Genomic DNA, 22920 nt, shown 5'->3' with positions numbered 1-22920 from the left:
CGCGCACTCACGTATTGAACCAGGAGTGTTCATGTCCGATATCGACCACGGCTCGGCGATTGAACGGAAAGTAATGATCGATCAGGGCCATTTGCTGGTCGACATAAGCCTGATCCCACAGGTGATGAGTGTTTGAAATGTTGGCGCCCGGCTCGGCATTGAAGCAAAGCCGATAGTAGTCGGCGCGCTCGACGGCGACCACGTCGTTGAGCACACCGGGGCCTGTCAGGCGGAACAGTTCACGTGCGTAGGTCGGCATGTCCATGGCCGCCTCCCTGGGGTTGCCGAGGATGCCTTGGGCATCGACATAGGGCCGGACCTGGGTAAAAAAGCCTGGGCTTTGCACAAAGCGCAGCTGCATCTCCTTGGAAATTTCCTGCAATACCGGATTGTTGGGATGGGACGCGAAAATGCTGCTGTTGTAGCCTGAAAACCCTGCCATCTGCTCAGTGACCTTGGGCCCAAGCAGCAAATCGTTAGGTGCGGCCAGCAATTCGATATCGTTGATATCCACCCGAAAGGTGTCATCGACATCCATGTAGATACCACCATGATGGTCGGTCAAGGGATAGCGCAACACATCGGAGGCTGCCGAGTAATTACGCCCGGGCCCGTGCATGACGGTGGTGTACTGCTGGTAGTTGTCCGATTGCGAGAACATGCCGAAAAACGCGGTGTCCCGTAACGGCGCTATCACCAGCGAGGGCGCGGCCCGTTGCAGTTGCTCCCGAATTTGTGCCAGTACCTCGGCGTCCTGTATATCGACATGCAGGGTCGACACATAACGGCTGCTGAGCCGGCAGTTATGGGCGATGTTCTCGATCAGTCGAGGCGACGGCACGGCATGCCCCAGCCATAGGTAGTGAATGTTCGCAGGGATAGGCGTAAGGTTGCTCGCAAACACCGGGAGCCTGGGCAGTTGCACCGTCTGCATTCTTGCAGGCGCCGGCAGGCTGTCCTTGACCGCGCGCCATTGCGCGACAGGACCGGTGACCCATTGGCCCTGGGCATTGCGCCAGGCGGGTGTAGTCGGTTGCCCCCGAAAATCGATCAACCACCAGCAACCTTGCTGCACCATGAAAATCGCTTGGCAATCCTGCTCTGGCCCCAGGTGAACCCAACCGGTGACGGACATGCCATCGACCGGGATGGTGACCTCATGCGCTGGTGCCAGCTGTTGTTGCGGCGTGCGTGGCAGGCGGCACAGGCCGCTGACGCTCAGCATGTGACCTCCCAGACCTGGCGCGAGGCGTTGAAGGTGACTACCGGCCCCTGCACCTCAGCGCTGTGGACCCGCCATTGCGTGGTATCGGGCAGCGGGCTTACAGCGTAGGGATGGCCCTGCATGAGGATGTAGGTGTGCCGGTTTATCGTGTAAAGGTTCATGACGGGGGGGACGTCCGAAAGATCAATGCCGTGGGCGACCAATTGGCGCTGTTGAGGGATAGTCAGGGCGTTGCGGGTGACAGACAGGTTTGGCTTGAAGAAAGCCAGCGCGTCGGCCTGCCTGAATGCGGCCAGGGTGGTCAGGTCCTGTGAGCGCAACAAGTCACCGGAGGCGGCCCCCAGGGGCGGCAGGTTCAGGCCGTTGGCAAGCTGCGATGCATGGAGTTGTCCGCGAACGAAGCGCGAGCCGGCGCGTACCAGCGCCACGCCTTTGATACCCCCTTGAAACAGGAATATCGCCGGCCCCAGCGGGTTGGCCGCCTGAGCAAAACCTTTGGCCAACACTGCACTGAACTCCCGGGCACCCTGGGCGGTTTGCGCCGCCTTGAGCGCCAACCGGGAAATCCCGAAGGAGGTCGAACGCACTACCAGGCGTCCCACCTGGACGTAAGCCCTCACGGCATGCAATACGGCATTGCCAAAAGGCACCAGGTAGCTCAGCACTTCCAACCCGGCGAACAGGAAGGTACCGGGGGTTACGGTGCCGCGGCTGATGTCCAGGTACACCGAATAGCCGGGCACAAAGAAACTCGCCAGGCGCTCGTTGCTCGCCAGCAGACTCTCGCGGTAGCGTTCATAGGGGGTCGGCTCACGCAAGACGTCGTACGCCTGGTCGACGGCTTTGCCAAAGACTTCGTCGACCATCTTCTGGCTGAGAAAGCGGATTTTTCCATCACGATCCAGTGCGCTGATCTGGCGAGCTACTGTGTAGAAACCAACGTCCAGTTCGGGTTCCGCGAGAACCTTGCCGGGACGCCCTTGAAGGTAGGCGTCCTGGTCCAGATCCGGCACTGCGCTCATGTAGGGCGACTCGTGATAAATGGCGTCGGCCGTAGGGGGTGAAAACCTGTAGTTGACGCGAATTCTTCGCGTGCCGTTGCGTCCCAGCAGGCGAATCGTGCCCGATGCAGAAAAGATTTCGTAGGCGTACTCCTGGTCATCCTTCTTGTAGAGTGCGATCAACCCGTGGCAGGCGGTCTGGCGTTGCCCCTGGGGATCCTTGAAGGACACCTTGATGAATTTGTAGGCCCCAAGGATCCTGTCTCGGTCCAGCGCCGGCAAGTCGTGCAAGGCCAGGACCATGCGCTCTACCTGGCCTTGCAGGTAGTTTTGCTTGAAGTCCTGGTAGCGCTCCTCGAACGCTGCTTGAAGCGCACAGCCGCCGTCGATATCAGGGATAAAACCCAATTCGCTGACACCGAATGCACGCTCTACACCACAGGTCATATAGCGTTCGAGCGCGGTCATGCGCATCGAGCGACCAAGCTCGTGATAACCCTTCACAAAAAATCGCAGTACCTGGCTTTCAGTGAATGATGACCGGCGTTGCAGGTTCAGTTCCGGTTGCGACTTCAGACGTTCCAGGGCCATGGATTTGCGCACGGGAGGTACTTGTGCCAGCTGGGTAAAGGTTCTTGCCTCAAGCATTTGTTGCTGTTGCAAATGCAGCAAGGCTGCCAATGACTGATCCGGCCCGACCTGGTCAGCGCTAGTCTGCGCAATGACGCCCCGGCACATCGCAAAGTGCAAGGTGGCGACTTGACCACTGACGGCAATCGCCAGTTGTGCTGGCTCAGGCAATTGCTCGAACGGGCATTGGCTGTAGAAGCTCATCAGCTCCTGATAACGGTGAATCAGCGAAGAACCGGGGCGAAGCTGTTCTGCCAGGTTGACCGCATGACGGAACTGGATGGCGCTCAGGCTTTGGCCGAACAGCAGAGAGTCAGGCACATTGCGGACCAGCAACTCCGGAGCATGCTCACGACACAGCAAGGTAAAGGTCAACGCACCTGCCCCACGGGCGCTGCTTTGCTTAAACGTGGCCTGCAGGTGCTGGCGCAGGTGTAGACGTACCTGCTCATGGGTACGCTCTCCCAACGCCACGGTTAACAGGTTCAGCCCGCAGACATGCCCCAGGGAGCGGCTGGCCACCGGCTCGAGATAGTTGGTCAACGCCTCGAGCGCCATGGCCCTGCGCAGTGGGGGCGATTGAAGATGCCGGGGATCCATTGCCCGTTCGAGCCGGTGAAAGCCCGGAAAGTCACACAGTAAGTCGAGGAACAGCCCGTGGGTCAGCAGGTAAGGATCCGTGTGGGAGGGGGCGGTTGCTGCTGGGTACACAAGGCTGACCTGCAAGTAATCGCACAGGGCATCGACGTCGGCAGGCGTGCTCCTGGCGCCGATGATTGAATCAATCCTGAAGCTGCCGGCCCGTATGCGGGCCTGGGCTTCGTCCAGCACGGTGGCGCTGTAGCTGAGGTCCAGGCGCTCGGAGGCGGCGGGATTCAGGCCGAGCAAGCCTGGAGTCACCAGGTCGGCGGTATGTCGTGCCTGTTCGCGGGTCGCGTCGCGGGCTAGTAGTTGCTCCATGACGAAACACTTGTAGCCACGGCTATCGGGAACCTCCCACTGCGCATTCAGCCGATGCAATTGATAGCGGTAGATCTTTTCGATGACGCGGAAGGCGAGCGCTGGGGTGATGGCGCCCTGGGCAAAATAATACGGCGTTCGGTTCAGCACTTGGCCAACACGCTCGATCGTTTGCGGGCTGGCCAGTGCTTCAAGCATCAGCTGACGACGTTCGGCGTCTGTCAGTGCCCCAGTCCTGAGGGGCGGCATGTCGAAAAACGTCAAGGCCAGGGCATTGCCGTCGCGACCGGCTTCGTTGCGGTGGGCCGTCCAGGCATTGAACAACTGTTGGTCGGCGATCTTTTCGACGAGCCGCAGGTTACGTTCGGCCACCCATGGGGCCAGATCCTGGACGCGGGATGTCTCAAGGGCGGCATCCAAATGTCCGAGGAATGCGAGCAGGCCTTGGTCCAGTACCGACCCCTTGCCGGTTTCAACGGCAAAGTTGAGGTTTTTATCTTGCATTGCCAGTGTGGCGTCGATCAGTTCGCCGACCAGGTCCGACGCAAGCGGGTACGCGTGAAGGGATACTCGCTCGATGCTGTCACGCAGCGCGCTGGCCAGATGCAGGGCGTCGTGCCTGGTCAGGCATCCCAGTAATGGACCTGCTCCTGGCGCCTGAGCCAATTGCTCAGTGACGTCGCGGTTCAGCGCTGTCCACCCGGTAAATACCTGCAGCCCTCTGGTCGGCGTCACACAGATGATCGGGCCTTGCAGTTGCTCGAAGTCTGGCGCATCCGCCAGAGCGGGCGTGATGAGGAAGCAGCGATTGAGTACGCAGGTACGAAAGCTCGCGCGGTCTTGCAAGGCCAGGGTATGGATGCACGCGGTGGTCGGGTCTTGAAGCGTTCTGAACAGGAATTGATAGTGCGCAGTTTCCAGCGTGCCATCCAGTACGCCCAGGCGTGCAGCATCCTGCAAGCGTGCCGTCAGTTGGCTACCCCATGCCTGTTTGCGCGGTATACCCGGGCTGGGGGTATCCCAGTAGTGCTTGAGGTCGTCTAGCCACCTTGCCGTCCAGTTGCGCAGGAACTCGAGGAGACCATCGAACAGGGTGCGGCTGACGGGCAGGAAGGCGTGGAGTTTGAAATTGCTGTAGTTGACCGGTGCTTCCCTGAGCAAGTCCGCGCTGCTGACTGGGCTCGACGGGCCGTCCTGCTGCTGGACGTGAAGGTCCTGATACAGGGATATCCAGAGGGTTTTGCATTCCCGGCCCTCAGGCGGGGTCGTGTTGGCGCGCAGCATCTCGGTGATCAACTGTGCAACCGGTTGGTTGTACGACAGCGCGACAGCCGGACGTTGCGTGACCGGGTCGAGCATGATCAGGGCCGGGTCATCTTCTTCTGCAGCGTGTACCCGCATCGAGTAAATCGTTGCCGGATCGAGGGTCGGAGCAACTTCGCCGATCAGCTCGGTGAGCCCTTTGATCAGCGTTGCCTGCGCGCTCGGCTGCTGGGCAAACAAGCCGATCTGCTCGAAGCGGTTACCCAGCATTCGCCCAATCTGCTGGCGTTGCAGTCCGCGTACGTGGCGAGCATCGACGATGCTGGCGAGCAGGCTGATCTGATCGTTATGCAGTACATAGGCGTTGTGGTTGTGCTCCAGGGCCCGGGCAAAAAAGCTGGCTCGGAACTGGCTTCGCGCTTCGCTATCCGGGAGCGAATCGGGATAAGCCGCACGGTCGGCAAAGTCCCGCCAGATGGTCGAGGCCAACTGGTACATGAACTCCAGCATCCACTCGGGACCGATGGTATCCAGGGCGCGGCCCGTGGCCCGGGCCGCGATCAACCGGGTTGCCTTGAGGTTGAGCAGCAGTGGCAGCACGCTGCCGTCGGTCCATTGGCCAATGCTGTCGGGCGCCGTGGCACTCAGGGCGCGGTGAACATCGACGCTCGTCAGGTAGCCCAGCATCTGCCGGGCTTGCATGCTTTCCAGGCTACTGATGGACGGATCACCGAGGTGGGTGAGGTAGGTGCGGATCGTGAGCGGAGTGAAGGGCTCCATAGTGGGCTCCCGTTAAGAGTGAGCTTCACTATCAAAAAAACCGAACCCGGTGATGCGGTACATAGTTATCGCTGGCTAATGTAGTTTTGCGTGGTGTTGCACAGCACTTTGCAGGAGCGAGCCTGCTCGCGATGGTCGCTAACGATGATGCGTATTGCCTGAATACACGCGTAGTCTTTTGCGCACGAACGCCGTGCGTCGCGGTCGTACCCTTCACAGGGCCCAGGCCCAGCGCAACGGGGAGACGTAATGAGCCAGGATGTACTTGCCACTGAAACCAATCGCCGGCAGTTGCAGCAAATCATCGCCGGGCTGTCCGACGGGGTGATTCTGCTGGATGCCGACAAGACCCTGCTGTGGGCCAATGACGCGGCGCTGGCCATGCACGGGGTCGAGCGGATCAGCGACCTGGGGGCCAACGCCCGCGAGTATGCCCGGCGATTCACCCTGCGCTATCGCAACAACCATCCGGTGTTGGTGAAAAACTACCCCATCAGCCGCGTTGCCAATGGTGAGACCTTCAGCGATGTGGTGGTCGAAGTCACGCCGACCGGCGACCCGGAGCGGACCTGGGTGCACCGCATCCGCAGCATGATCCTCACCGATCAGCAGGGTGCGCCGGAATCCCTGGTGTTGATCCTCAGCGATGCCACTGAATGGGCCAGCGCCGAGCAGCGCTTTGAAAAAACCTTCAACGCCAACCCGGCCCCGGCGGTGATCTGCCGCCTCAGCGACCTGCGTTACCTCAAGGTCAATCAGGGTTTCGTGGAAATGACCGGCTACTCACGCGAGCAGATCATTGGCCGTTCGTTGTACGAACTGGACGTGCTGGAGGACGCCGAGCGCCGCGACCTGGCCATCGAGCGCCTGAGCCAGGGCATTACCGTTCCGCAAATGCAGGCCGACCTGCGCCTGCCCGATGGCAGCCGCAAATTGGTAGTGGTGGCCGGGCAGCCGCTGGACCTCAACGAAGAACCGTGCATGCTGTTTTCCTTCGTCGACCTGGAATTGCGCCGCAGGGCCGAAACCGCGCTGCGCCAGAGCGAGGAGCGGTTCGCCAAGTCATTTCGCATGAGTCCGGTGCCGACCCTGATCTGCAGCGCCGAGAGTCTGCAGGTGGTAGACGTCAATGATGCCTTCCTCAACAGCATCGGGTACGCCAGTGAGACGCTGTTGGGCAAGACCATCGATGAGCTTGGCTTCTTCGCCACCCGGGATGCCGCCAGCCAATTGTTTGCTACGTTGAAGAGGCTCGGCAGCGTGGAAAGCGTCGACCTGCAAGTGCGCAAGCAGGACGCGATGCTGATCGACTGCGCGGTCTGGGCCGACACGGTGAGCATCCAGGACCATTCTTGTTATCTGCTGGTGCTGATGGACATCACGGAACGCAAACGCACCGAGCTGGAACTGGTGGCGGCGATCGAGGAGGTGATGCAGGACGCCTCCTGGTTCAGCCAGACCCTGATCGAAAAGCTGGCCAACGCCAAGAGTGCCCATCGCAGCCACCGGCCGAGCGTGGCGTTTACCGAACTTACCGCCCGTGAGCGCGACGTGCTGGGTTTGATCTGCGAAGGCCTGGCTGACAAAGAGATCGCCGCGCGGTTGCAACTGGCGCCCAATACCGTGCGTAATCACGTGGCTACGCTGTACTCCAAACTGGCCGTGCACAGCCGTAGCGAGGCTATTGTCTGGGCCCGTGAACGGGGGTTGTTTGCTGGTGAGCGGCGGTTGAAAAGCCCGAAATAAAGGTGCAAATGCACTAGTTGCGACAGTGCAAATTGAGCTTCTGCAACGGCTCGCCAGTTCATAGGCTGTCAGGGTGCGCATCGTCCATCGGACGTTTGCCGCTTCCTTTCAGCCCAGCCCAATGGACGCCTGCCGTGATGACCCAAGCGCAACTGCGCAGTTACATCGAACAAGCCCTGGCCCCGCTGGCCTGTGACTTCAGCGTGGATGCCGATGGTTGCCTGACGCTGCGAGTGTTCGAAGCGCAAGACGGTCGGGTGCACCTGGTGGTGACCGGGATCAAGCCCGGCCGGCTGACCAGCGCCAGCGACCTGGCGCAAATGCTCGAAGAGCTGCGCTATGAGCTAAGCGCTACCCGCCTGGGGCAGGCCGACAGCGCTTGAACCCGCGTTGGCGGTTGAGGAGCTATCGATCGCTGAACTATCTGAAGTCCTTGCGGCTCTACAGATCAGGCCCTCTGTGGCTTACATTGGGCTGAACTCCTCTTAACCCGACTCGCAGGCCACCTCATGCACACTTTTTTGAGATCTGCTTTTGCGCCATTGCTGTTGCCACTCTGCGCGGTTGCCATCCTCAGTGGCTGCGCCAGCCCACCACCGCCAGTGGTGGTGCAAGCCCCGCCGGTCAAGACCTGCAACACCGCGCAAGATACCCAGGTGCTGGGCCAGGCCCGGGCGGAGGGGGAAGTGACCCGGGTCACTACCACCACCCGTTGCATCACTCAGTAGCCGGCAACAAGCGCTGGCGGCAATCGAGTGTCAGGCGCGCACCGCCCCATTCGCTGACACCGACGTCCAGGCTGAAGCCGTGCAGGTGGACGATGGCGGCGACAATCGACAGGCCCAGGCCGAACCCACCGTTCTGGGCGCTGTCGTCGACCCGGTAGAAGCGCTGGAATACGGCCGTGCGTTTGTCGGCGGGAATGCCGGGGCCGCAATCGTGTACTTCGATCCGGCAACTGCCGGCATTGTCGCTGGCCCGTACCTGGACCTGACCGCCGGCCGGGGTGAACTTGATCGAGTTGCTCAGCAGGTTGGACAAGGCCTCGAACAGCAGCGCCCGGTCGCCGGTCAGTGACGGCAGGCTGGGCGGTGCCTGCAGGCTCAAGGTCAACTGGCCTTCTTCGGCGAGGGGCAGGTAGAAGTCGTGCAGTTCCTGCAGCAGTGGTAGCGGGTCGAACAGCAGGAAGCCGGAACGCCGCTGTTGATCCTCCAGCTCGGAGATCCGCAGCAATCCGCGAAAACGCGCCATCAAGGTGTCGGTCTCGGCAATCACCTGGTCCAGTTGCGCCGCCTCGGTCGAGCCTTCGGCTGCTTGCTGCTGGATCCGGTACAACTGGGCGCGCAGCCGGGTGAGCGGGGTGCGCAGGTCGTGGGCGATGTTGTCGCACACCCCCTTGACCTCGTTGACCAGGCGTTCGATGCGTTCGAGCATGGCGTTGACGATGGCGGCCAGCATGTCCAGTTCGTCGCGGCGGCTGGACAGCGGTAGCCGGTGGTTGAGGTTGCCGGCGACTATGGCTTCGGCGCTGGCCTGCAGGGCGTGGATGCGGCGCAGGGGGCGGCGGCGCAACAGGTACCAGCCGGCAATGCCGGGAATGATGGTCAGCGATACGCCCCAGAGCAGCGCATGCAGGATGATCCGGTTCACGGCAAACAGTGAACCGTTGTCGCGCGCCAGCACCAGCCAGCGACCATCCAGGGTCGGCGTCGCCACGGCGTCGCAGCTGTCCGGGGGGAGGCGTGGGTCATGGGGGTCGGCGCAGTTGGCGAGTTCATGCACTTTGCCGTCCAGCGGCAGACCCTCGGGGATCTGCTGGATCAGCCCGTGCAGGGGGCGGTGAAAGGCGTCGAACAGGCCGTAGGCATCAACGCCGCGTTGGTCGAAGGTGGTGCTGGCGATCAGCGCTTCATCCAGTTGCTCGCCGTGAAAGCGCGAGAACAGGTGCTGGCGTTGCATGATCGAATGCCGGGACAGGTTATCCAGGTAGCTCGACACCTCGTAGTACATCACGCCCATCAGCAGGCAGCTCCAGACCACGAACAGTGCGCTGTAGAGCGCCAGCAGGCGGCTGCTGGAGGAGCGCCAGCCTTTAGACGGGTTCAGCAATGACATAACCCGAGCCTCGCACGGTGCGGATCAGTGGCAGCAGCCCTGGTGGGTCGACTTTTTTGCGCAGGCGGCCGATGTGGACGTCGATCAGGTTGGTACCGGGGTCGAAGTGGTAACCCCAGACTTCTTCGAAGATCATCATCCGCGAGAGGATCTGCCCGCTGTTGCGCAGCAGGAATTCCAGCAGTTTGTATTCGGTGGGCAAGAGGATCAGCAGTTGCCCGGCGCGGGTGGCTTCGCGGCTGATCAGGTTGAGTTCCAGGTCGGCCACCTGCAGGGTGGTTTCCACGCTCTTGACGGTGTTTTGGCGGCGCAGCAGGACTTCGACCCGGGCGGCCATTTCATCGGTGGCGAAGGGTTTGGTCAGGTAGTCGTCGCCTCCGGCGCGCAGGCCGCGTACACGTTCGTCGACATCGGACAGGGCGCTGATCATCAGGATCGGGGTGGACACACCCATGGTGCGCAGGGTGGTGACGATGGCCAGGCCGTCGAGTTCGGGCAGCATGCGGTCCAGGGTGATCAGGTCGTAGTCGCCGCTGACCGCGCGAGCCAGGCCTTCGCGACCATTGGCTACCCAGTCTACGTCGAGGCCGTGGCTGCTCAGTTCGGCGACGATCTCCCGGGCGGTGACTGCGTCGTCTTCAATGGTCAGGATTCGGGTCATGGGGTTGCCTGAGGGTGGGTGAGTTGCCTGGCGTAGTGTGCCAAGAAATGGGGGTTGGGTTGCTAAATTAAAGTTTATGTAGGGTTGAGGGGCGGGGGGGTTATTGCCTAACGCCCACTGGCAGCAAGAGCTACAAGCGTAAGTAGTGCATTAAGCCCGCTCCACTGGGGCGGTTGTTGCAAATTGCATGGGTGGAAAATCGCTGAAGTTTTCAACCGATTGAAATAGAAGAATTTATTCAAAGTTCGTAGCTGGCATGTTGACTGCAATATCAGGTCTGAAGCGTTGCAACAGTCTTCCTCATGCCTGGAGCACTACAACAATGAATAGAACCTCTGATATGTATCCGGCCGATCTGCCAGCGTCGAGTGCGCTGTCGGGGGTGTCCTGGGCGGCGATTTTTGCCGGGGCGGCGGCTGCGGCAGCGCTGTCGCTGATTCTCGTGGTGCTGGGTTTTGGCCTCGGATTTTCGGCGGTGTCGCCGTGGGCCGGGAGCGGGATCAGTGCCAAGGGCCTGGGGATTTCGACTATCGTCTGGCTGGCTTTCACCCAGATTGTTGCCTCCGGGCTCGGTGGCTATATCGCTGGGCGGTTGCGGGTGAAGTGGTCGAACATGCATGGCGATGAGGTGTATTTTCGCGACACGGCCCATGGCTTTCTGGCTTGGGCGGTGGCGACCCTGGTGACCGCGACCCTGGTGGTCGGTTCGGTCAGCAGCATCGTCAGTGGTGGGGTGCAGGCCGGTGCCAGTGTGGCAGGCGGGGCGGCCAGTGCCATGACCATGGCTGCGGGGACCGCTGCCAGCCAGGGCAGCGCGGATGATTACGGCTATTTCGTCGACAGCCTGTTTCGTGATGATCGTCCGGCGGCGGTGAGCGACGATGCCGCCCATGCCACCGTGACCCGGATTTTCGTGCAGACCCTCAGCCATGACGGTCAACTGGCGGCGGAGGATCGTACCTACCTGGCCCAACTGGTGGCCCAACGGACCAACCTGACCCAGGCGGATGCCGAGCGGCGGGTCGATGAAGTGTTCGCCAAGGCGCACAAGGCGGTCGAGGATGCCAAGTTGGCGGCCAAGCAAGCAGCCGATATTGCCAGCAAAGTGGCGGCCTGGACCGCACTGTGGATGTTTGTCGCACTGTTGTGTGGTGCTTTTTTTGCGAGCCTCGCCGCTACCTTTGGCGGTCGTCGCCGGGACGCGGTGGTGTACCTAGAACCGGCCGGCTATATCCCGGTCTCTGCGCCCACTGCCATTCGTTGATTGAGGAGAACTACCATGCGCTCACTCCTGCTGTTTTTCCTCGGCGTGCCAATCCCGATCATTATCCTGATTGCCTTGTTCATGCATTGATCCTGCTACAAGGCTGAACCAACCGCGTCTGCCCCTGGCAGGCGCGGTTTTTTGTGCGCCCGGTATTTGGCAAGGGCAGTCCTGTTTTTGGCCGATGCGGCGCCTACGGCAGGAGGCATCGGCTTGGTATAGTTCGGGCCTTCATTTCTGTGCCAGCAAGGACTACTGCCATGCCCGAATATCAAGCCTTCCGCGTCGAACTGGCGGACAACATCGCCCATGTGCAGATCAACCGTCCGGAAAAGATCAACGCGATGAACGCGGTGTTCTGGACCGAGATCATCGAGATTTTCCAGTGGATCGAAGACACCGACGAGGTGCGCGCGGTGGTGATCAGTGGTGCCGGCAAGCATTTCTCCTCGGGGATCGACCTGATGATGTTGGCCGGGGTGGCTAACGAAATGGGCAAGGACGTGGGTCGCAACGCGCGCCTGCTGCGCCGCAAGATCCTCGCCTTGCAGGCCTCGTTCAATGCGGTCGACAACTGCCGCAAGCCGGTGTTGGCGGCAATCCAGGGGTATTGCCTGGGTGGGGCGATTGACCTGATCAGCGCCTGCGACATGCGCTACGCGGCCGCCGATGCGCAATTCTCGATCAAGGAAATCGACATCGGCATGGCTGCCGACGTCGGTACCCTGCAACGCTTGCCGCGGATCATCGGTGACGGCATGCTGCGTGAACTGGCTTACACTGGACGCACCTTTGGTGCCGAGCAAGCGCGTGAGATTGGCCTGGTCAACCGGCTCTACCCGGACACCGAGAGCCTGCTGGACGGGGTCATGGGCATAGCCCGCGAGATCGCCGCCAAGTCGCCAATCGCTATCGCCGGTACCAAGGCAATGATCAGCTACATGCGTGATCACAGCATCAACGATGGCCTGGAATACATCGCCACCTGGAACGCCGCCATGCTGCAGTCCAACGATCTGCGCGTGGCCATGGCCGCCCATATGAGCAAACAGAAGCCCGAATTTCTGGATTGAGCCCACATGACTTCACGCTGGACCACGGCAGTACTCGACACCGACGTAACCGGCGGCTGGGCAGTAGCCCGCAGCCCCGAAGGCTTTTTGTTCGATGACAATGGCGCGCTGTTCCCCCGGGAATGGCTCAAGCGCCAGGACTTGTCGCTGCTCGCCGAGCATGGCATTGGCCATCTCGACGGCGAGCCGGTGTATCTGCTGGAGTTGCAGGCCGCAGGCGAGGTGCCGGGGTGTGGCTGGAAAGGCTTGCGCGGGTTCATGCTTGAAGGCGATCACACGTTGTACAAGGTACTGGGCTACGCCGCGCAGATCGGCACCTGGGCCCGCGAGCACCGTTTTTGTGGCAACTGCGGCCAGGCCATGGTCCAGGTGCCACGTGAGCGGGCGATGTATTGCCAGCCGTGTGACTTGCGCAGTTACCCGCGGATTTCACCGAGCATGATTGTGCTGATCACCCGCGGCGACGACATCCTCCTGGCGCGTTCGCCGCGGTTTGTCAGCGGGGTCTACAGCACCCTGGCCGGTTTTGCCGAGCCGGGGGAGTCGGCCGAGGACTGCCTGATTCGCGAGGTGCGCGAGGAGGTGCAGATCGAGGTCAGGAACATCCAGTACCTGGGCAGCCAGTGCTGGCCGTTCCCTCATTCGATGATGCTCGGCTTCCATGCCGAGTACGCCGCTGGCGAGATCGTCCCGCAAGCCGACGAGATTGAAGACGCCCAGTGGTTCAACATTCACGCGCTGCCGCCGTTGCCGGCGTCGCGCTCGATTGCCCGCTACCTGATCGACGTCTACGTTGCGCGGCGCTTAGGCCACGCTGAACCAGTGCTGCCAGGCTAGGCGTACGGTCAGGCCCAGCACTACCGCGATGAATACCGGGCGAATGAACTTCGCCCCACCGCTGATGGCGGTGCGCGCCCCAAAAAATGCCCCGACCATCACCGACACGCCCATGCTCAGGCCGATGATCCAGTCCACCTGCCCGGAAAAAATGAACACCGACAGCGCGGCCGCGTTGCTGACGAAGTTCATGCTGCGCGCCACGCCGCTGGCCTTGACCAGGTCGATGGGGTACAGCAGCAGGCTGCTGACAGTCCAGAACGCGCCCGTGCCGGGACCGGCCACGCCGTCGTAGAAGCCGAGGCTGAAGCCCTGGGTCGACTGCCACTTCTTCTTGATCGGCGCGTCGCTGTCCACCGGCGCCTTGGGCGTCCCGCCAAACAGCAGGTACAGGCCACAGGCAAACACGATCACCGGGAGCATTTTGTTCAGCCATTCGGCCGGCAGGTAGTGCGCCACGACCGCACCGGCCAGCGCTCCCACCAGGGTGCCGACAATCGCATGCACCCACTGCCTTGGATGGAACAGCTTGCGCCGGTAGAAGGTGACGCTGGCGATGGCCGAGCCGAAAGTCGCGCTGAGCTTGTTGGTGCCCAGCACCAGGTGCGGGGGCAGGCCAGCAGTGAGCAGGGCCGGGGTGGTCAACAGGCCGCCGCCGCCGGCAATGGCATCGATGAAACCGGCAATGAACGCGACAACGGCCAGAATGGCCAGGGTGGTGAGGTCTACGCTGAGTTCGAAAGGCATGGGGTCGACTTATTCGGTGGGGCAGTGGGATAAGGCCGGCGCCATCTTACCCATAACCTGTGGCGGCCGCGACCGCCACACCACCTGCCGCCAGGTTCAGGCGCTGTTGCGGCGCAACGTCTGGGACGGCGATTCACCGTAAGTGCGCTGATAGTCCTGGGAGAAACGCCCCAGATGGAAGAAGTTCCAGTGCATGGCCGTTTCGGTCACGGTCGCCCAGCGCTGGGTCAGCAGGTCGTGTCTGGCGTTAGACAAACGCAGGGTGCGCAAGTACGCCATGGGCGTGGTGCCGAAGGTCTCGACGAAACCCTGGTGCAAGGTGCGGCCGTGGGTTCCCAGGGTTTGCGTGAGCTGCTCCATGCACAGGGCGGTGTGCGCATGGGCGTGCAGGTATTCGATGGCCTGGCTGGCGATTTGTCTACGCAATGGCGCCTCGCGCGCCGAGTCATGGCGTGGGCTCAAGGCTTGCAGCAAGGAGCTGAGCAAGGTCGCTTCCCATTGCGCGCCGGACACGACGTCAGGTGGATGGCGCTGGTTCAACGAGACGCTGATGGCGTTGACCGCGTTCAGCACCGAGTAATGATCGTGCGCCTGATAGCGCTGGCCCTGGCGCTGCTTGAGCACATCAGTGGTGCCGTACAGTTCGCGGCACTGCTCGTAGTGGTCCAGGGTGGTGGTGACGGTGAACAGCGCTTCGTTGGGCTCGCACAGGTAATGCACCGGTTCGCCGCTGTACAGCACCACCATTTCATTGGGGTACAGCCGCTGGTGGTTCCAGGTCGGGCGGCCCGTGGTGGACTGGGACAGGGCGAAGGTGATGTGCCCGTCGGGAACACAACTGACGGCGCTGATGGAGCACTTGAAATCGAACCGGCTATGGCGCAAGCGAGGGCCGCGCATGTGCTTGAGGCGATGGATGCGCGCGTGTTTCTCGACGGAAGAAAAATCGATGTGCCACTGGTCATTGCCGGTGGACAGTTCGTCCAGGGCAACGGATTCGAGGGTCAATAAAGCAGGGGTTGGAAGGGCGGACATGCTGTACAGGAAGGGCACCTGAAAAAGACTCGGGTTGAGTGGGCCTCGCGGCGTCTGAGTGGCCAGGTCGGGCGAGCATTGCGCGCGCCCGACCGGCGGAACTCAGAACAGTATATAGGCCGACGCCGTGGTCTGGTTCAGATCTAGGTTACCAACCTGTAACACTTCATACTCGGCGCGGATGCCAATGTTGCGCAGCACATCCATCTCGACCCCGGCGCCGTAGGTCAGGTCGACCCCGGTGTCATCGTCGGCAGCGTTGCCATCGGCGTCCCAGGCGTGGGCGCCGACGATGCCGAACAGGCGAATGCGCTCGCCCAGCGGGAAGCCGACGTGGGCGGCGACCTGGGCCGAGTGGCCTTCGAAGTCGAGGTTGTCGTCCTTGAACTTGCCGAGGTCGACAATGGCGCCCTCGAATGCCAGGTAACCATTGGCGCGGTAACCGGCATAGACCTTGTAGCTGTTGTCTTCATCACTCAAGGCGCTGTCGTCGGTTTCGATGCTAGTCACACCGGCGCCCAGGTAAAAGCCCTTGTCATCGGCGAACGCTGGCAGCGCCAGCAACGACAGTAGGGAAACGAAGGCGAATTTTCGAAATGGCATGTGCAGGGTAGTCCTTGTACGGGTTTGTCAGGTGTGAAGTGTTGGGCGGGAAATTGCCCGGCCCCAATCATGGATAAAAGTCATTAATGCTTATTGCCGTCGCCGCGGTTCAGCGCCCCAGGGTCTGCGCTTCGTTGGCAATCGCGAAGTACTTGCGGGCCAGCGCGGCAATGGGCAGCGCGGCTGGCTGATTGCCAAGGGAACTGGCGCAGGCATCGAGCATGATCGCCGAGGCGGGGATGGCGTACCGCTCCAGTACGTCGGCTACAAAGTCCGGGAAATCAGGGTCGAGGATGTCCAATGGGGACAGGGGAAGGCAGATGGAGAAGTCTTTGCAGGCCCACAGGTAGGTGCTGTAGTCCTCGGCAACCTGGCGGACCACGGCGCCTGTCAGTTGCTGCGCTACCTGGGGTGCGATACTGACGCCGCCCCGGGCCCAGCGTGACAGGGCCCTGGCGCCGACCAGACGGCCCGTGCGCCGATCAGTGATGGGCAGGTAGTTGATTTCAAGCCATCGGTTACTTACACAGCTCGACAAGTCCTGTTGTCTCGCCCACGCCAAATAGTGCGCCATCATGGTTTGACCCTGGTGTATTCAAATCGGCTGTTGCAACCCGTGGCGGCTGTTCACACGTCCACTAGCCAGGCCAGGGTGATTCCGCACAGGTAGGCGAAGGTGCACAGCAGGATCTTTTGTTTGAGTGGCAAGCGATTCAAGCGACGGCTGAGCATGCTGACCTCCTAGGGACAGGGAAATGGAGCAGGGTGGGAATGCCAGGCGCGCAATGGAAATGATTGATTGTCATTTGCCGGGATTTCAGTGGTTCATGCAGCGCAGGCGGTCCATTTCATGGAGGAAGAAACACAGGGTGTTTTCACTGGACGTCGCCAGCAGGCTGTAGTTGAGCGTGGAGCCTTCCTGGACGACGTACTGGCGACGAAAAAACAGCTCCGGGGTTTTTTCGATGGCAAACAGTTCGCGATCATGGCTCAGTTTGGCGCGCACCACTTGTACCTGGAGGGCGTCATTGCCCGATTGGGTGATGTCGGCAGTCAAGGTGGCATGACGGAACTTGCCATTGAGACTTTCGATGGTCGAGTGGGTCATTCGATGCGCGTTCACCGTGAGGTATTCCTCGGTGTTCAATTGGCTCTGGTCATCCAGCCACTGCTGGCTCTGGGTGTGAAAGTTGCTGTTGTTCTCGAACGGCACCGGCGAATAGAGCCAAGCTCCGATACAGCCCAGGTTGATCAGCCCCAGCAACAGCCACTGCACAAGGGTCTTTGTCTGGCGGTTCACAGGGTCACCTCCAGGCATTGCGCAAGCATGCTGGCGAGTGGTTTTTGTTGGGGGTTGAACAGCATATTGCGGGTACTTTGATCGGCGCGAACGCAGGAGATCGAGTAGTTGGAGCGGGACTGGTTGATCCAGACCTGGCCGACCAGGTTCTTCGGCAGGTCTTGCAGTTGTTGCTCGACCGCGGTGTTGAGTGCCCGGGCCGAATCGAGGCTGCTACCCAGGGTATTGATGGTCAACTGCTCACGCTGGGAGCTGGCCACTTCGATGCTCGGCGCCTTGGTCGAGAACGTGTAGTGGGCCAGGGTTGCCAGGCACGTGAGCAGGGTCACGGCACAGGCAATCGATAGCCATCCGATGGGCTGTTTCGGTTCGACAGTAGGCGCTGTATCAGCGGTTGGGGTGGTTACACTGATGGGTTCCAGCTCGACCGGCGCCGGCTGAGCCTGCAAGGTGGTCCCGGCGCTGACATACGCCGGGTTGAAGCGATAGCCACGGCGCGGAATGGTCATCAGGATTTCGTGATCACGGCTGTCGTTGAGCAAGTTGCGCAGGGAGAACACCACCTGGTTCAAGCTGCCCGAGGCGACCACCCGATCATTCCAGGTGTGCTCGATAATCTGCTCGCGGGACTTGATCACCCCAGGTTCAGCGAGCATCAGATCCAGCAGGCGTGATTCGGCTCGACCCAGGGTGCTGTGCTGAACTTCGCCCAGGGGCGTGGTGATCGATAACCTGGAGTCCTCAGGATTGAACAGGGCCTTCGAGCCGTTTTTCAAGGTGAAAGAATGGCTCATGGTTCGTCCTCTTGGGTGCTCGTGTTCGCGAAGTTCTGCTGGTCAGCCACGGTCTGGCCAACCAGGGGACTGTTGCCAGGTGTCGGATCAGTCGGTGGTGGTTTGTTTGGCGAAGGCCAGGTCAGCGCGCTCGCGCAATTGTTTGGCCCAGGCATCGAGGGCGGGGTAGGTGTCCTCGACCTTGGTGGCGTCCGATGGCGAGATTTGCTTGCCAGTGGTGGCGCTGACGGATTGAGCCAGAAGTTCGCCAGTCTGGGCGTCGCGCATTTCGCTTTCAAAGAAGATGCGCAGGCTTTCATCCCGGGTGCCAGTCAGGTACATGGCGCCGCCGATGACAAACCCGATTGGCAGGTATTCGGGAATCGACAGGTCACGCGGGGTGCGTTCGGTGCCGGTGATGGCGGTGCGCAGCATCAGCGCATGGGGTTCCGGGCGACGGGTTACTTCGTAGCCTGCCGTCAGGAACTGATGCTGCAGCGCCTGGTTCAGGTATTTGAGCATGGCGGTGGTGTCCGCCGGGCTGCGCGAGAGGTCCTTGCCGGTGAAGTAAAAGCGCGGCGGCTCCAGGTAGACCCGTTTCTGGTAGGCCTGGTTTATTTCAAGGCCAGGCTTGACCCACATTTCGCTCTTGGGCCATTGCGGATCCTTGCTCAGCCTTGCGTAGTCGTTGAGGAATCCGGAATGGCGTGTGTCAGCGTCGGGCATTGTCGTACAACCGGTCACGGCGAGGAGCAGGACCACTGGAAGCAGGCGAAAGAGGCGTATCACTGGATTACCCATGGGCTGTGGCGAATGAGCCGCGCATGGTGCAGGGCGCCCGGGGGTGGCGCTATCCGAAAACTGCGAGGCCCGAAAGCGCTACCCCAGGCGGCTTAAGCTCAAGCTCTACAGGCCCAGCTCAGACAGCCCGGGATGGTCGTCCGGCCGCCGGCCCAGGGGCCAATGGAACAGACGCTGGTGCTCCTCGATCGGCAGGTCGTTGATGCAGGCATACCGCTTGGCCATCAGGCCCTGTTCATCGAACTCCCAGTTTTCATTGCCGTAGGAGCGGTACCAGTTGCCCGAGTCGTCGTGCCATTCGTAGGCATACCGCACGGCGATGCGGTTATCGCTGAACGCCCAGAGCTCCTTGATCAACCGGTAATCCAGCTCCCGGGCCCATTTGCGGGTGAGGAAAACCCTGGCTTGCTCGCGGTCGTTGATGAACTCGGCGCGGTTGCGCCATTGGGTGTCCAGGGTATAGGCCAGCGACACCCGCTGTGGGTCGCGGGAGTTCCAGCCGTCTTCGGCCAGGCGCACCTTGTGCATGGCCGACTCGCGGGTGAAGGGAGGCAAGGGCGGACGAACTTCGGCAGCAGAGGACATAAAGTGGCTCCGGGCAGGTTGGGGTAAAAACAGCAGGTGTCTACGGATTGACGCATTCGAGCTGTAACAGCTTGCGCACCATGTCTTGCGCAGTATCAGCGGCACTCTGATCACCCGTCACCAGGGCGACGGTAATGGCGCCATCGATCAGGATCAGCAACTGCCTGGCCAGTGCGTGCGGGTCCTGTACGGCATGGTCGAGACACAGGGTGTGCAGGTAGTCGAGCAGCTTGTCTTTATGCGCTTTGGCGACCTGGCGCACCGGGTCCTGGGGATCGCCGGTCTCGCCACTGGTGTTGATGAATGCGCAGCCGCGAAAGCCTTCGCTGGCGAACCAGGCCTTGAGCACGTCGAACAGCTTGAGCAGGCGCTCGCCAGCAGTCGGGGCCTGGTCCACCTGGCTGGTGAACCAGTGCATCCAGCGCTGATCGCGACGCTGCAGGGCGGCAACGATCAACTCGTCCTTGTTGGCGAAGTAGCGATAGATGCTCTTGCGCGAGACCCCGGCGGTTTTCACCAGCAAGTCCATGCCCGTGGCGGCAATGCCACTTCGGTAGATTAACTTTTCGGTGACGTCGAGGATAATATCGCGGGTGTCGTTACTAGTGATTGAGTTCATGTAGCAAAGAGTAGAACGATCATTCTCCTTGGTCAATGCTAGATTCGAAATGTCTATTTTTTCGGACATGGTGTAAGCTCGTGGGTTCTTCGGATTCGACCCATTTGCGAGCCCTATGCCGTCGCTTTTCAAACGTTCCCTGCTGCCAAAACTGCGCAGTTTCCCGCTGACCGCCGATGCGGTCACCATCCTTGATGGCGCTGCCGAGTTCCGTCGTTGCCTGCTGGAGCAGATCGCCCAGGCGACCCGGCGCATCTACATTGTCGCGCTGTACCTGCAACAGGATGAAGCCGGCCAGGAAATCCTCGATGCCCTGCACGCCGCCAAAGCCGCACGTCCGGAACTCGATGTGGTGGTTGTGGTGGACTGGCTGCGGGCCCAGCGCGGCCTGATCGGTGCAGGTAAACAGCCGGGCAACTCGGCCTGGTACCAGCAGATGACCCGCGACCACGCCAGCGAAGTGCCGGTGTATGGCGTCCCGGTCCAGACCCGCGAGTTGTTCGGGGTGTTGCACCTCAAGGGCTTCGTGATCGATGACTGTGTGATCTACAGCGGCGCCAGCCTGAACAACGTTTACTTGCACAAGTTCGACAAGTACCGCTTTGATCGTTATCACCTGCTGCGCAACCGCGCGCTGGCCGACTCCATGCAACACCTGGTGCAGCACGGGCTGATCACCTCCAAGGCGGTGCACCGCCTGGACCTGCCGAACCTGCCGAGCACCCGTAGCCTGCGCCACGACATTGGCGATCTGCGCAGCCGCCTCAAGCATGCGGCCTACGACACCGCCGCGGGTGAGGTGGTCAAGGGTGGCCTGTCGGTGAGTCCGCTGCTGGGAGTGGGCAAGAACAACCCGCTGAACCGGGTGATTTGCGAACTGATTGCCAGTGCCCAACAACAACTGACCATTTGCACGCCGTACTTCAACCTGCCCTTGCCGGTCACCCGCGAGATCAACCGGGCCCTGGCCCGTGGGGTGAAAGTCGATATCGTGGTCGGCGACAAGACCGCCAACGACTTCTATATCCCGCCAAGCGAGCCATTCCGGGTCATCGCGGCGCTGCCATATCTCTACGAGATCAGCCTGCGGCGCTTCGCCAAGCGACACCAGCGGGTGATCGACAGTGGGCTGTTGAACCTGCACCTGTGGCGTGACGGTGACAACACCTATCACCTCAAGGGCATGTGGGTCGACGAGCGCTACACCCTGTTGACCGGCAACAACCTCAACCCGCGGGCATTTCGCCTGGACCTGGAAAACGCCTTGTTGATCGATGATCCCAAGGCCGAGCTGCAGGAGCCCCGTCGTCGCGAGCTGGCGCAGATTTTCCGCAATACCAGCCGTATCGAGCGTTATCAGCAACTGGAGACGCTGCTGGAGTACCCGCCGGACGTCAGCAAGTTTCTGCGTCGGGTCAGCCGGGTACGGATCGAGCGTCTGCTTTATCGCATCCTCTGAGGCTCAGCGCGGCTTGCGCGACGGCCACACCGCCACCAGCACCAACAGGGCTGCAGCGCAGAGGTAGGGCAGGCGCGGTTCCAGGGCATAGATCAGGGTCCCGGCCAAGGGCCCGATGACCACGCCAAAACCCTGGGCGGCACCGATGCTGCCGGCCGTGGCGCCTTGTTCGCCGGCCTCCACGGCATTGGCGGCCAGGGCGGCGAAGGACGGGAAGATCCAGCCCATGCCCGCCGCAGAGACAAAAAAGCACAACCACAGGCCCCAGGCCGTGTCGGCCAACATGCTGCCGGCATAGCCGCACGCTGCAATCAGCGCGCCGATGCGAATCAGGCGCTGCGGCGACCAATCCAGTTTGCGCACGATCAACTGCGCACAAATCAGCGCCAGGCCGACCATGGTCAGGGCGATGCCGGCGGTTTGCGCCGCTTCGGCCGGGCCCATGCCCAGGCGGTCGATGGCGTAGAAGCCGACAGTGATCTGGGCGATCGACACACAGAGCATGGCCACGAAGGCCACGGCCATTGGCCGGCGCAGGCGTGGATCGTTGAGGCGTACGCTGCGCGGGGCTTGCTTGAGGTGCAGCTCCTGGCCCTTGAGCTTGAACCGCAGCACCAGGAACGCCAGCAACGGCAGCAGGGCCATGGCGTAGAACGGCAGGCTCAGGCTATAGCGCGACAGCAGGGCAGCAATCGCCGGGCCGATGACCAGGCCACAGGCGTTGGCGGCGCCCAGTGAGGCCATGGCGGGAGCGCGAAGACGGGGTTCGAGGTTGTCGGCGATCAAGGCGTTGCAACCCACCGGAATCGCCGCGTAGAACACGCCAATGATCCCGCGTCCGAGCATGATCCCGATAAACCCCACCAGGGCCGACGGCAGCCATTGCAGGGAGAGGTCGATGAACACGCAGAGCGCCCAGTAGGCGAGGGTGAAACCGCCGACGCCGAGCAACAGGATATGCCGGCGTCCACGGCGGTCGCTGTACTCGCCCCAGGGTCGGGCAAGGATCATCCACAGCACTCCGGACACCGTCACCGCAGCCCCGGCTTGCCAGGTGGCCATGCCCAGCACCCGGGAGATCGGGCCGATCAGCGAAACAAAAGCCATCATCGCCATGGTGCAGGCCATGTTGGCGACCAGTAGCGGGCGCAAGTCAAAAGTACTGTGCGTCAGTGCGGTATCGGCACTGGCGGTGGGCGTGGTCATGGGCAACATCATCCGTGAAAGTCGAGAGCGTGGGTGATGGTAGCCAAATGCTCACGATCGACATAGGTCGGAGTGAAAATCCGTTGCTGTGGTGATGGCTGATTAGATGTGGGAGCGGGCTCGCCCGCGATGGCGGCCTCTGACTCATCCTGGATCTCGGGAGTACCCCAATCCCCCGTAGCGGCCTCGCAGGCCCTCGCACTTCGGGACAAAAGAAATAAAAAAGCCCCGTCACCA

Annotated in this window: 21 protein-coding genes; 7 read left to right on the top strand and 14 right to left on the bottom strand. The window is 61.5% G+C overall.

Features of this window, described 5'->3' with window-relative positions; genetic code table 11:
* Nucleotides 1-7 precede the first annotated feature (7 nt).
* Complete coding sequence (locus CKW24_RS12700; protein WP_095168394.1) at nt 8-1225, bottom strand: glycosyltransferase; 1218 nt, start codon at nt 1223-1225, stop codon at nt 8-10.
* Entirely contained in the window at nt 1219-5859 is a 4641-nt protein-coding gene (locus CKW24_RS12695; protein ID WP_095168392.1) for a hypothetical protein, read from the bottom strand. Before CKW24_RS12695 ends, CKW24_RS12700 begins: the two co-directional genes overlap by 7 nt.
* A 249-nt stretch (nt 5860-6108) precedes the next feature.
* Between CKW24_RS12695 and CKW24_RS12690 the strand changes: the two genes are divergently transcribed.
* From CKW24_RS12690 to CKW24_RS12680, 3 genes are all read left to right on the top strand, one after another.
* Entirely contained in the window at nt 6109-7605 is a 1497-nt protein-coding gene (locus tag CKW24_RS12690; RefSeq protein ID WP_095168390.1) for a helix-turn-helix transcriptional regulator, read from the top strand.
* Between the two features lie 137 nt (nt 7606-7742).
* Nucleotides 7743-7988 carry a DUF1652 domain-containing protein gene (locus tag CKW24_RS12685; RefSeq protein ID WP_095168388.1) on the top strand — a complete coding sequence of 82 codons (246 nt, stop codon included), beginning with the start codon at nt 7743-7745 and terminating at the stop codon, nt 7986-7988.
* Between the two features lie 126 nt (nt 7989-8114).
* Complete coding sequence (locus CKW24_RS12680) at nt 8115-8333, top strand: hypothetical protein (protein WP_143501188.1); 219 nt, start codon at nt 8115-8117, stop codon at nt 8331-8333.
* Here CKW24_RS12680 and CKW24_RS12675 read toward each other — a convergent pair.
* Nucleotides 8323-9720 carry a HAMP domain-containing sensor histidine kinase gene (locus CKW24_RS12675; RefSeq protein ID WP_095168385.1) on the bottom strand — a complete coding sequence of 466 codons (1398 nt, stop codon included), beginning with the start codon at nt 9718-9720 and terminating at the stop codon, nt 8323-8325. The two genes, CKW24_RS12680 and CKW24_RS12675, sit on opposite strands and share 11 nt — an antisense overlap.
* Nucleotides 9698-10381 carry a response regulator transcription factor gene (locus tag CKW24_RS12670; protein ID WP_095168383.1) on the bottom strand — a complete coding sequence of 228 codons (684 nt, stop codon included), beginning with the start codon at nt 10379-10381 and terminating at the stop codon, nt 9698-9700. The genes CKW24_RS12675 and CKW24_RS12670 overlap by 23 nt, the downstream gene beginning before the upstream one ends.
* 322 nt (nt 10382-10703) lie before the next feature.
* Here CKW24_RS12670 and CKW24_RS12665 point away from each other — a divergent pair, with 322 nt between their 5' ends.
* The 3 genes from CKW24_RS12665 to nudC all read left to right on the top strand — a co-directional run bounded on the left by CKW24_RS12665 (nt 10704) and on the right by nudC (nt 13555).
* Entirely contained in the window at nt 10704-11645 is a 942-nt protein-coding gene (locus CKW24_RS12665; RefSeq protein ID WP_095168381.1) for a hypothetical protein, read from the top strand.
* Between the two features lie 260 nt (nt 11646-11905).
* Nucleotides 11906-12718, top strand: coding sequence for a crotonase/enoyl-CoA hydratase family protein (locus tag CKW24_RS12660; RefSeq protein ID WP_095168379.1), 813 nt, complete (start codon nt 11906-11908; stop codon nt 12716-12718).
* Nucleotides 12719-12724: 6 nt separating this feature from the next.
* Entirely contained in the window at nt 12725-13555 is an 831-nt protein-coding gene (gene nudC / locus CKW24_RS12655; RefSeq protein ID WP_095168377.1) for an NAD(+) diphosphatase, read from the top strand.
* On the opposite strand, the gene CKW24_RS12650 is transcribed toward nudC, so the two are convergent.
* The 9 genes from CKW24_RS12650 to CKW24_RS12610 form a co-directional block, all read right to left on the bottom strand.
* The gene (locus CKW24_RS12650; protein ID WP_095168375.1) at nt 13523-14302 is read right to left on the bottom strand and encodes a TSUP family transporter; all 780 of its coding nucleotides are present in this window, start codon (nt 14300-14302) and stop codon (nt 13523-13525) included. The genes nudC and CKW24_RS12650 overlap by 33 nt on opposite strands.
* 96 nt (nt 14303-14398) lie before the next feature.
* Nucleotides 14399-15337: a helix-turn-helix transcriptional regulator gene (locus CKW24_RS12645; protein ID WP_095168373.1), complete on the bottom strand. Its 939-nt coding sequence runs from the start codon at nt 15335-15337 to the stop codon at nt 14399-14401.
* Nucleotides 15338-15439: 102 nt separating this feature from the next.
* Entirely contained in the window at nt 15440-15940 is a 501-nt protein-coding gene (locus CKW24_RS12640; RefSeq protein ID WP_095168372.1) for an outer membrane beta-barrel protein, read from the bottom strand.
* A gap of 109 nt (nt 15941-16049) precedes the next feature.
* The gene (locus CKW24_RS12635) at nt 16050-16517 is read right to left on the bottom strand and encodes an EAL domain-containing protein (RefSeq protein WP_095168370.1); all 468 of its coding nucleotides are present in this window, start codon (nt 16515-16517) and stop codon (nt 16050-16052) included.
* Between the two features lie 240 nt (nt 16518-16757).
* Nucleotides 16758-17240 carry a hypothetical protein gene (locus tag CKW24_RS12630; protein WP_256585459.1) on the bottom strand — a complete coding sequence of 161 codons (483 nt, stop codon included), beginning with the start codon at nt 17238-17240 and terminating at the stop codon, nt 16758-16760.
* Nucleotides 17237-18034 (bottom strand): transcriptional regulator, encoded by a 798-nt coding sequence (locus tag CKW24_RS12625; RefSeq protein ID WP_095168366.1) that lies wholly within the window; start codon nt 18032-18034, stop codon nt 17237-17239. Before CKW24_RS12625 ends, CKW24_RS12630 begins: the two co-directional genes overlap by 4 nt.
* A gap of 87 nt (nt 18035-18121) precedes the next feature.
* A complete protein-coding gene (locus tag CKW24_RS12620; protein WP_159987292.1) occupies nt 18122-18739 on the bottom strand; it encodes a DUF3313 domain-containing protein in 618 nt (205 codons plus the stop codon).
* A gap of 180 nt (nt 18740-18919) precedes the next feature.
* Nucleotides 18920-19399 carry a nuclear transport factor 2 family protein gene (locus tag CKW24_RS12615; protein ID WP_095168362.1) on the bottom strand — a complete coding sequence of 160 codons (480 nt, stop codon included), beginning with the start codon at nt 19397-19399 and terminating at the stop codon, nt 18920-18922.
* 40 nt (nt 19400-19439) lie between these two features.
* Nucleotides 19440-20018: a TetR/AcrR family transcriptional regulator gene (locus tag CKW24_RS12610; protein WP_095168360.1), complete on the bottom strand. Its 579-nt coding sequence runs from the start codon at nt 20016-20018 to the stop codon at nt 19440-19442.
* A gap of 115 nt (nt 20019-20133) precedes the next feature.
* Here CKW24_RS12610 and pssA point away from each other — a divergent pair, with 115 nt between their 5' ends.
* Nucleotides 20134-21477 (top strand): CDP-diacylglycerol--serine O-phosphatidyltransferase, encoded by a 1344-nt coding sequence (pssA, locus tag CKW24_RS12605; protein WP_095168358.1) that lies wholly within the window; start codon nt 20134-20136, stop codon nt 21475-21477.
* Between the two features lie 3 nt (nt 21478-21480).
* On the opposite strand, the gene CKW24_RS12600 is transcribed toward pssA, so the two are convergent.
* Entirely contained in the window at nt 21481-22683 is a 1203-nt protein-coding gene (locus CKW24_RS12600) for an MFS transporter (RefSeq protein ID WP_095168357.1), read from the bottom strand.
* Between the last annotated feature and the right edge of the window lie 237 nt (nt 22684-22920).

Source organism: Pseudomonas sp. Irchel 3H3 (genome assembly GCF_900187635.1).
In the GTDB taxonomy this organism is placed as follows: domain Bacteria; phylum Pseudomonadota; class Gammaproteobacteria; order Pseudomonadales; family Pseudomonadaceae; genus Aquipseudomonas.
The sequence above is the reverse complement of the archived record's forward strand: the minus strand, read 5'-3'. Positions and strand labels throughout refer to the sequence as shown.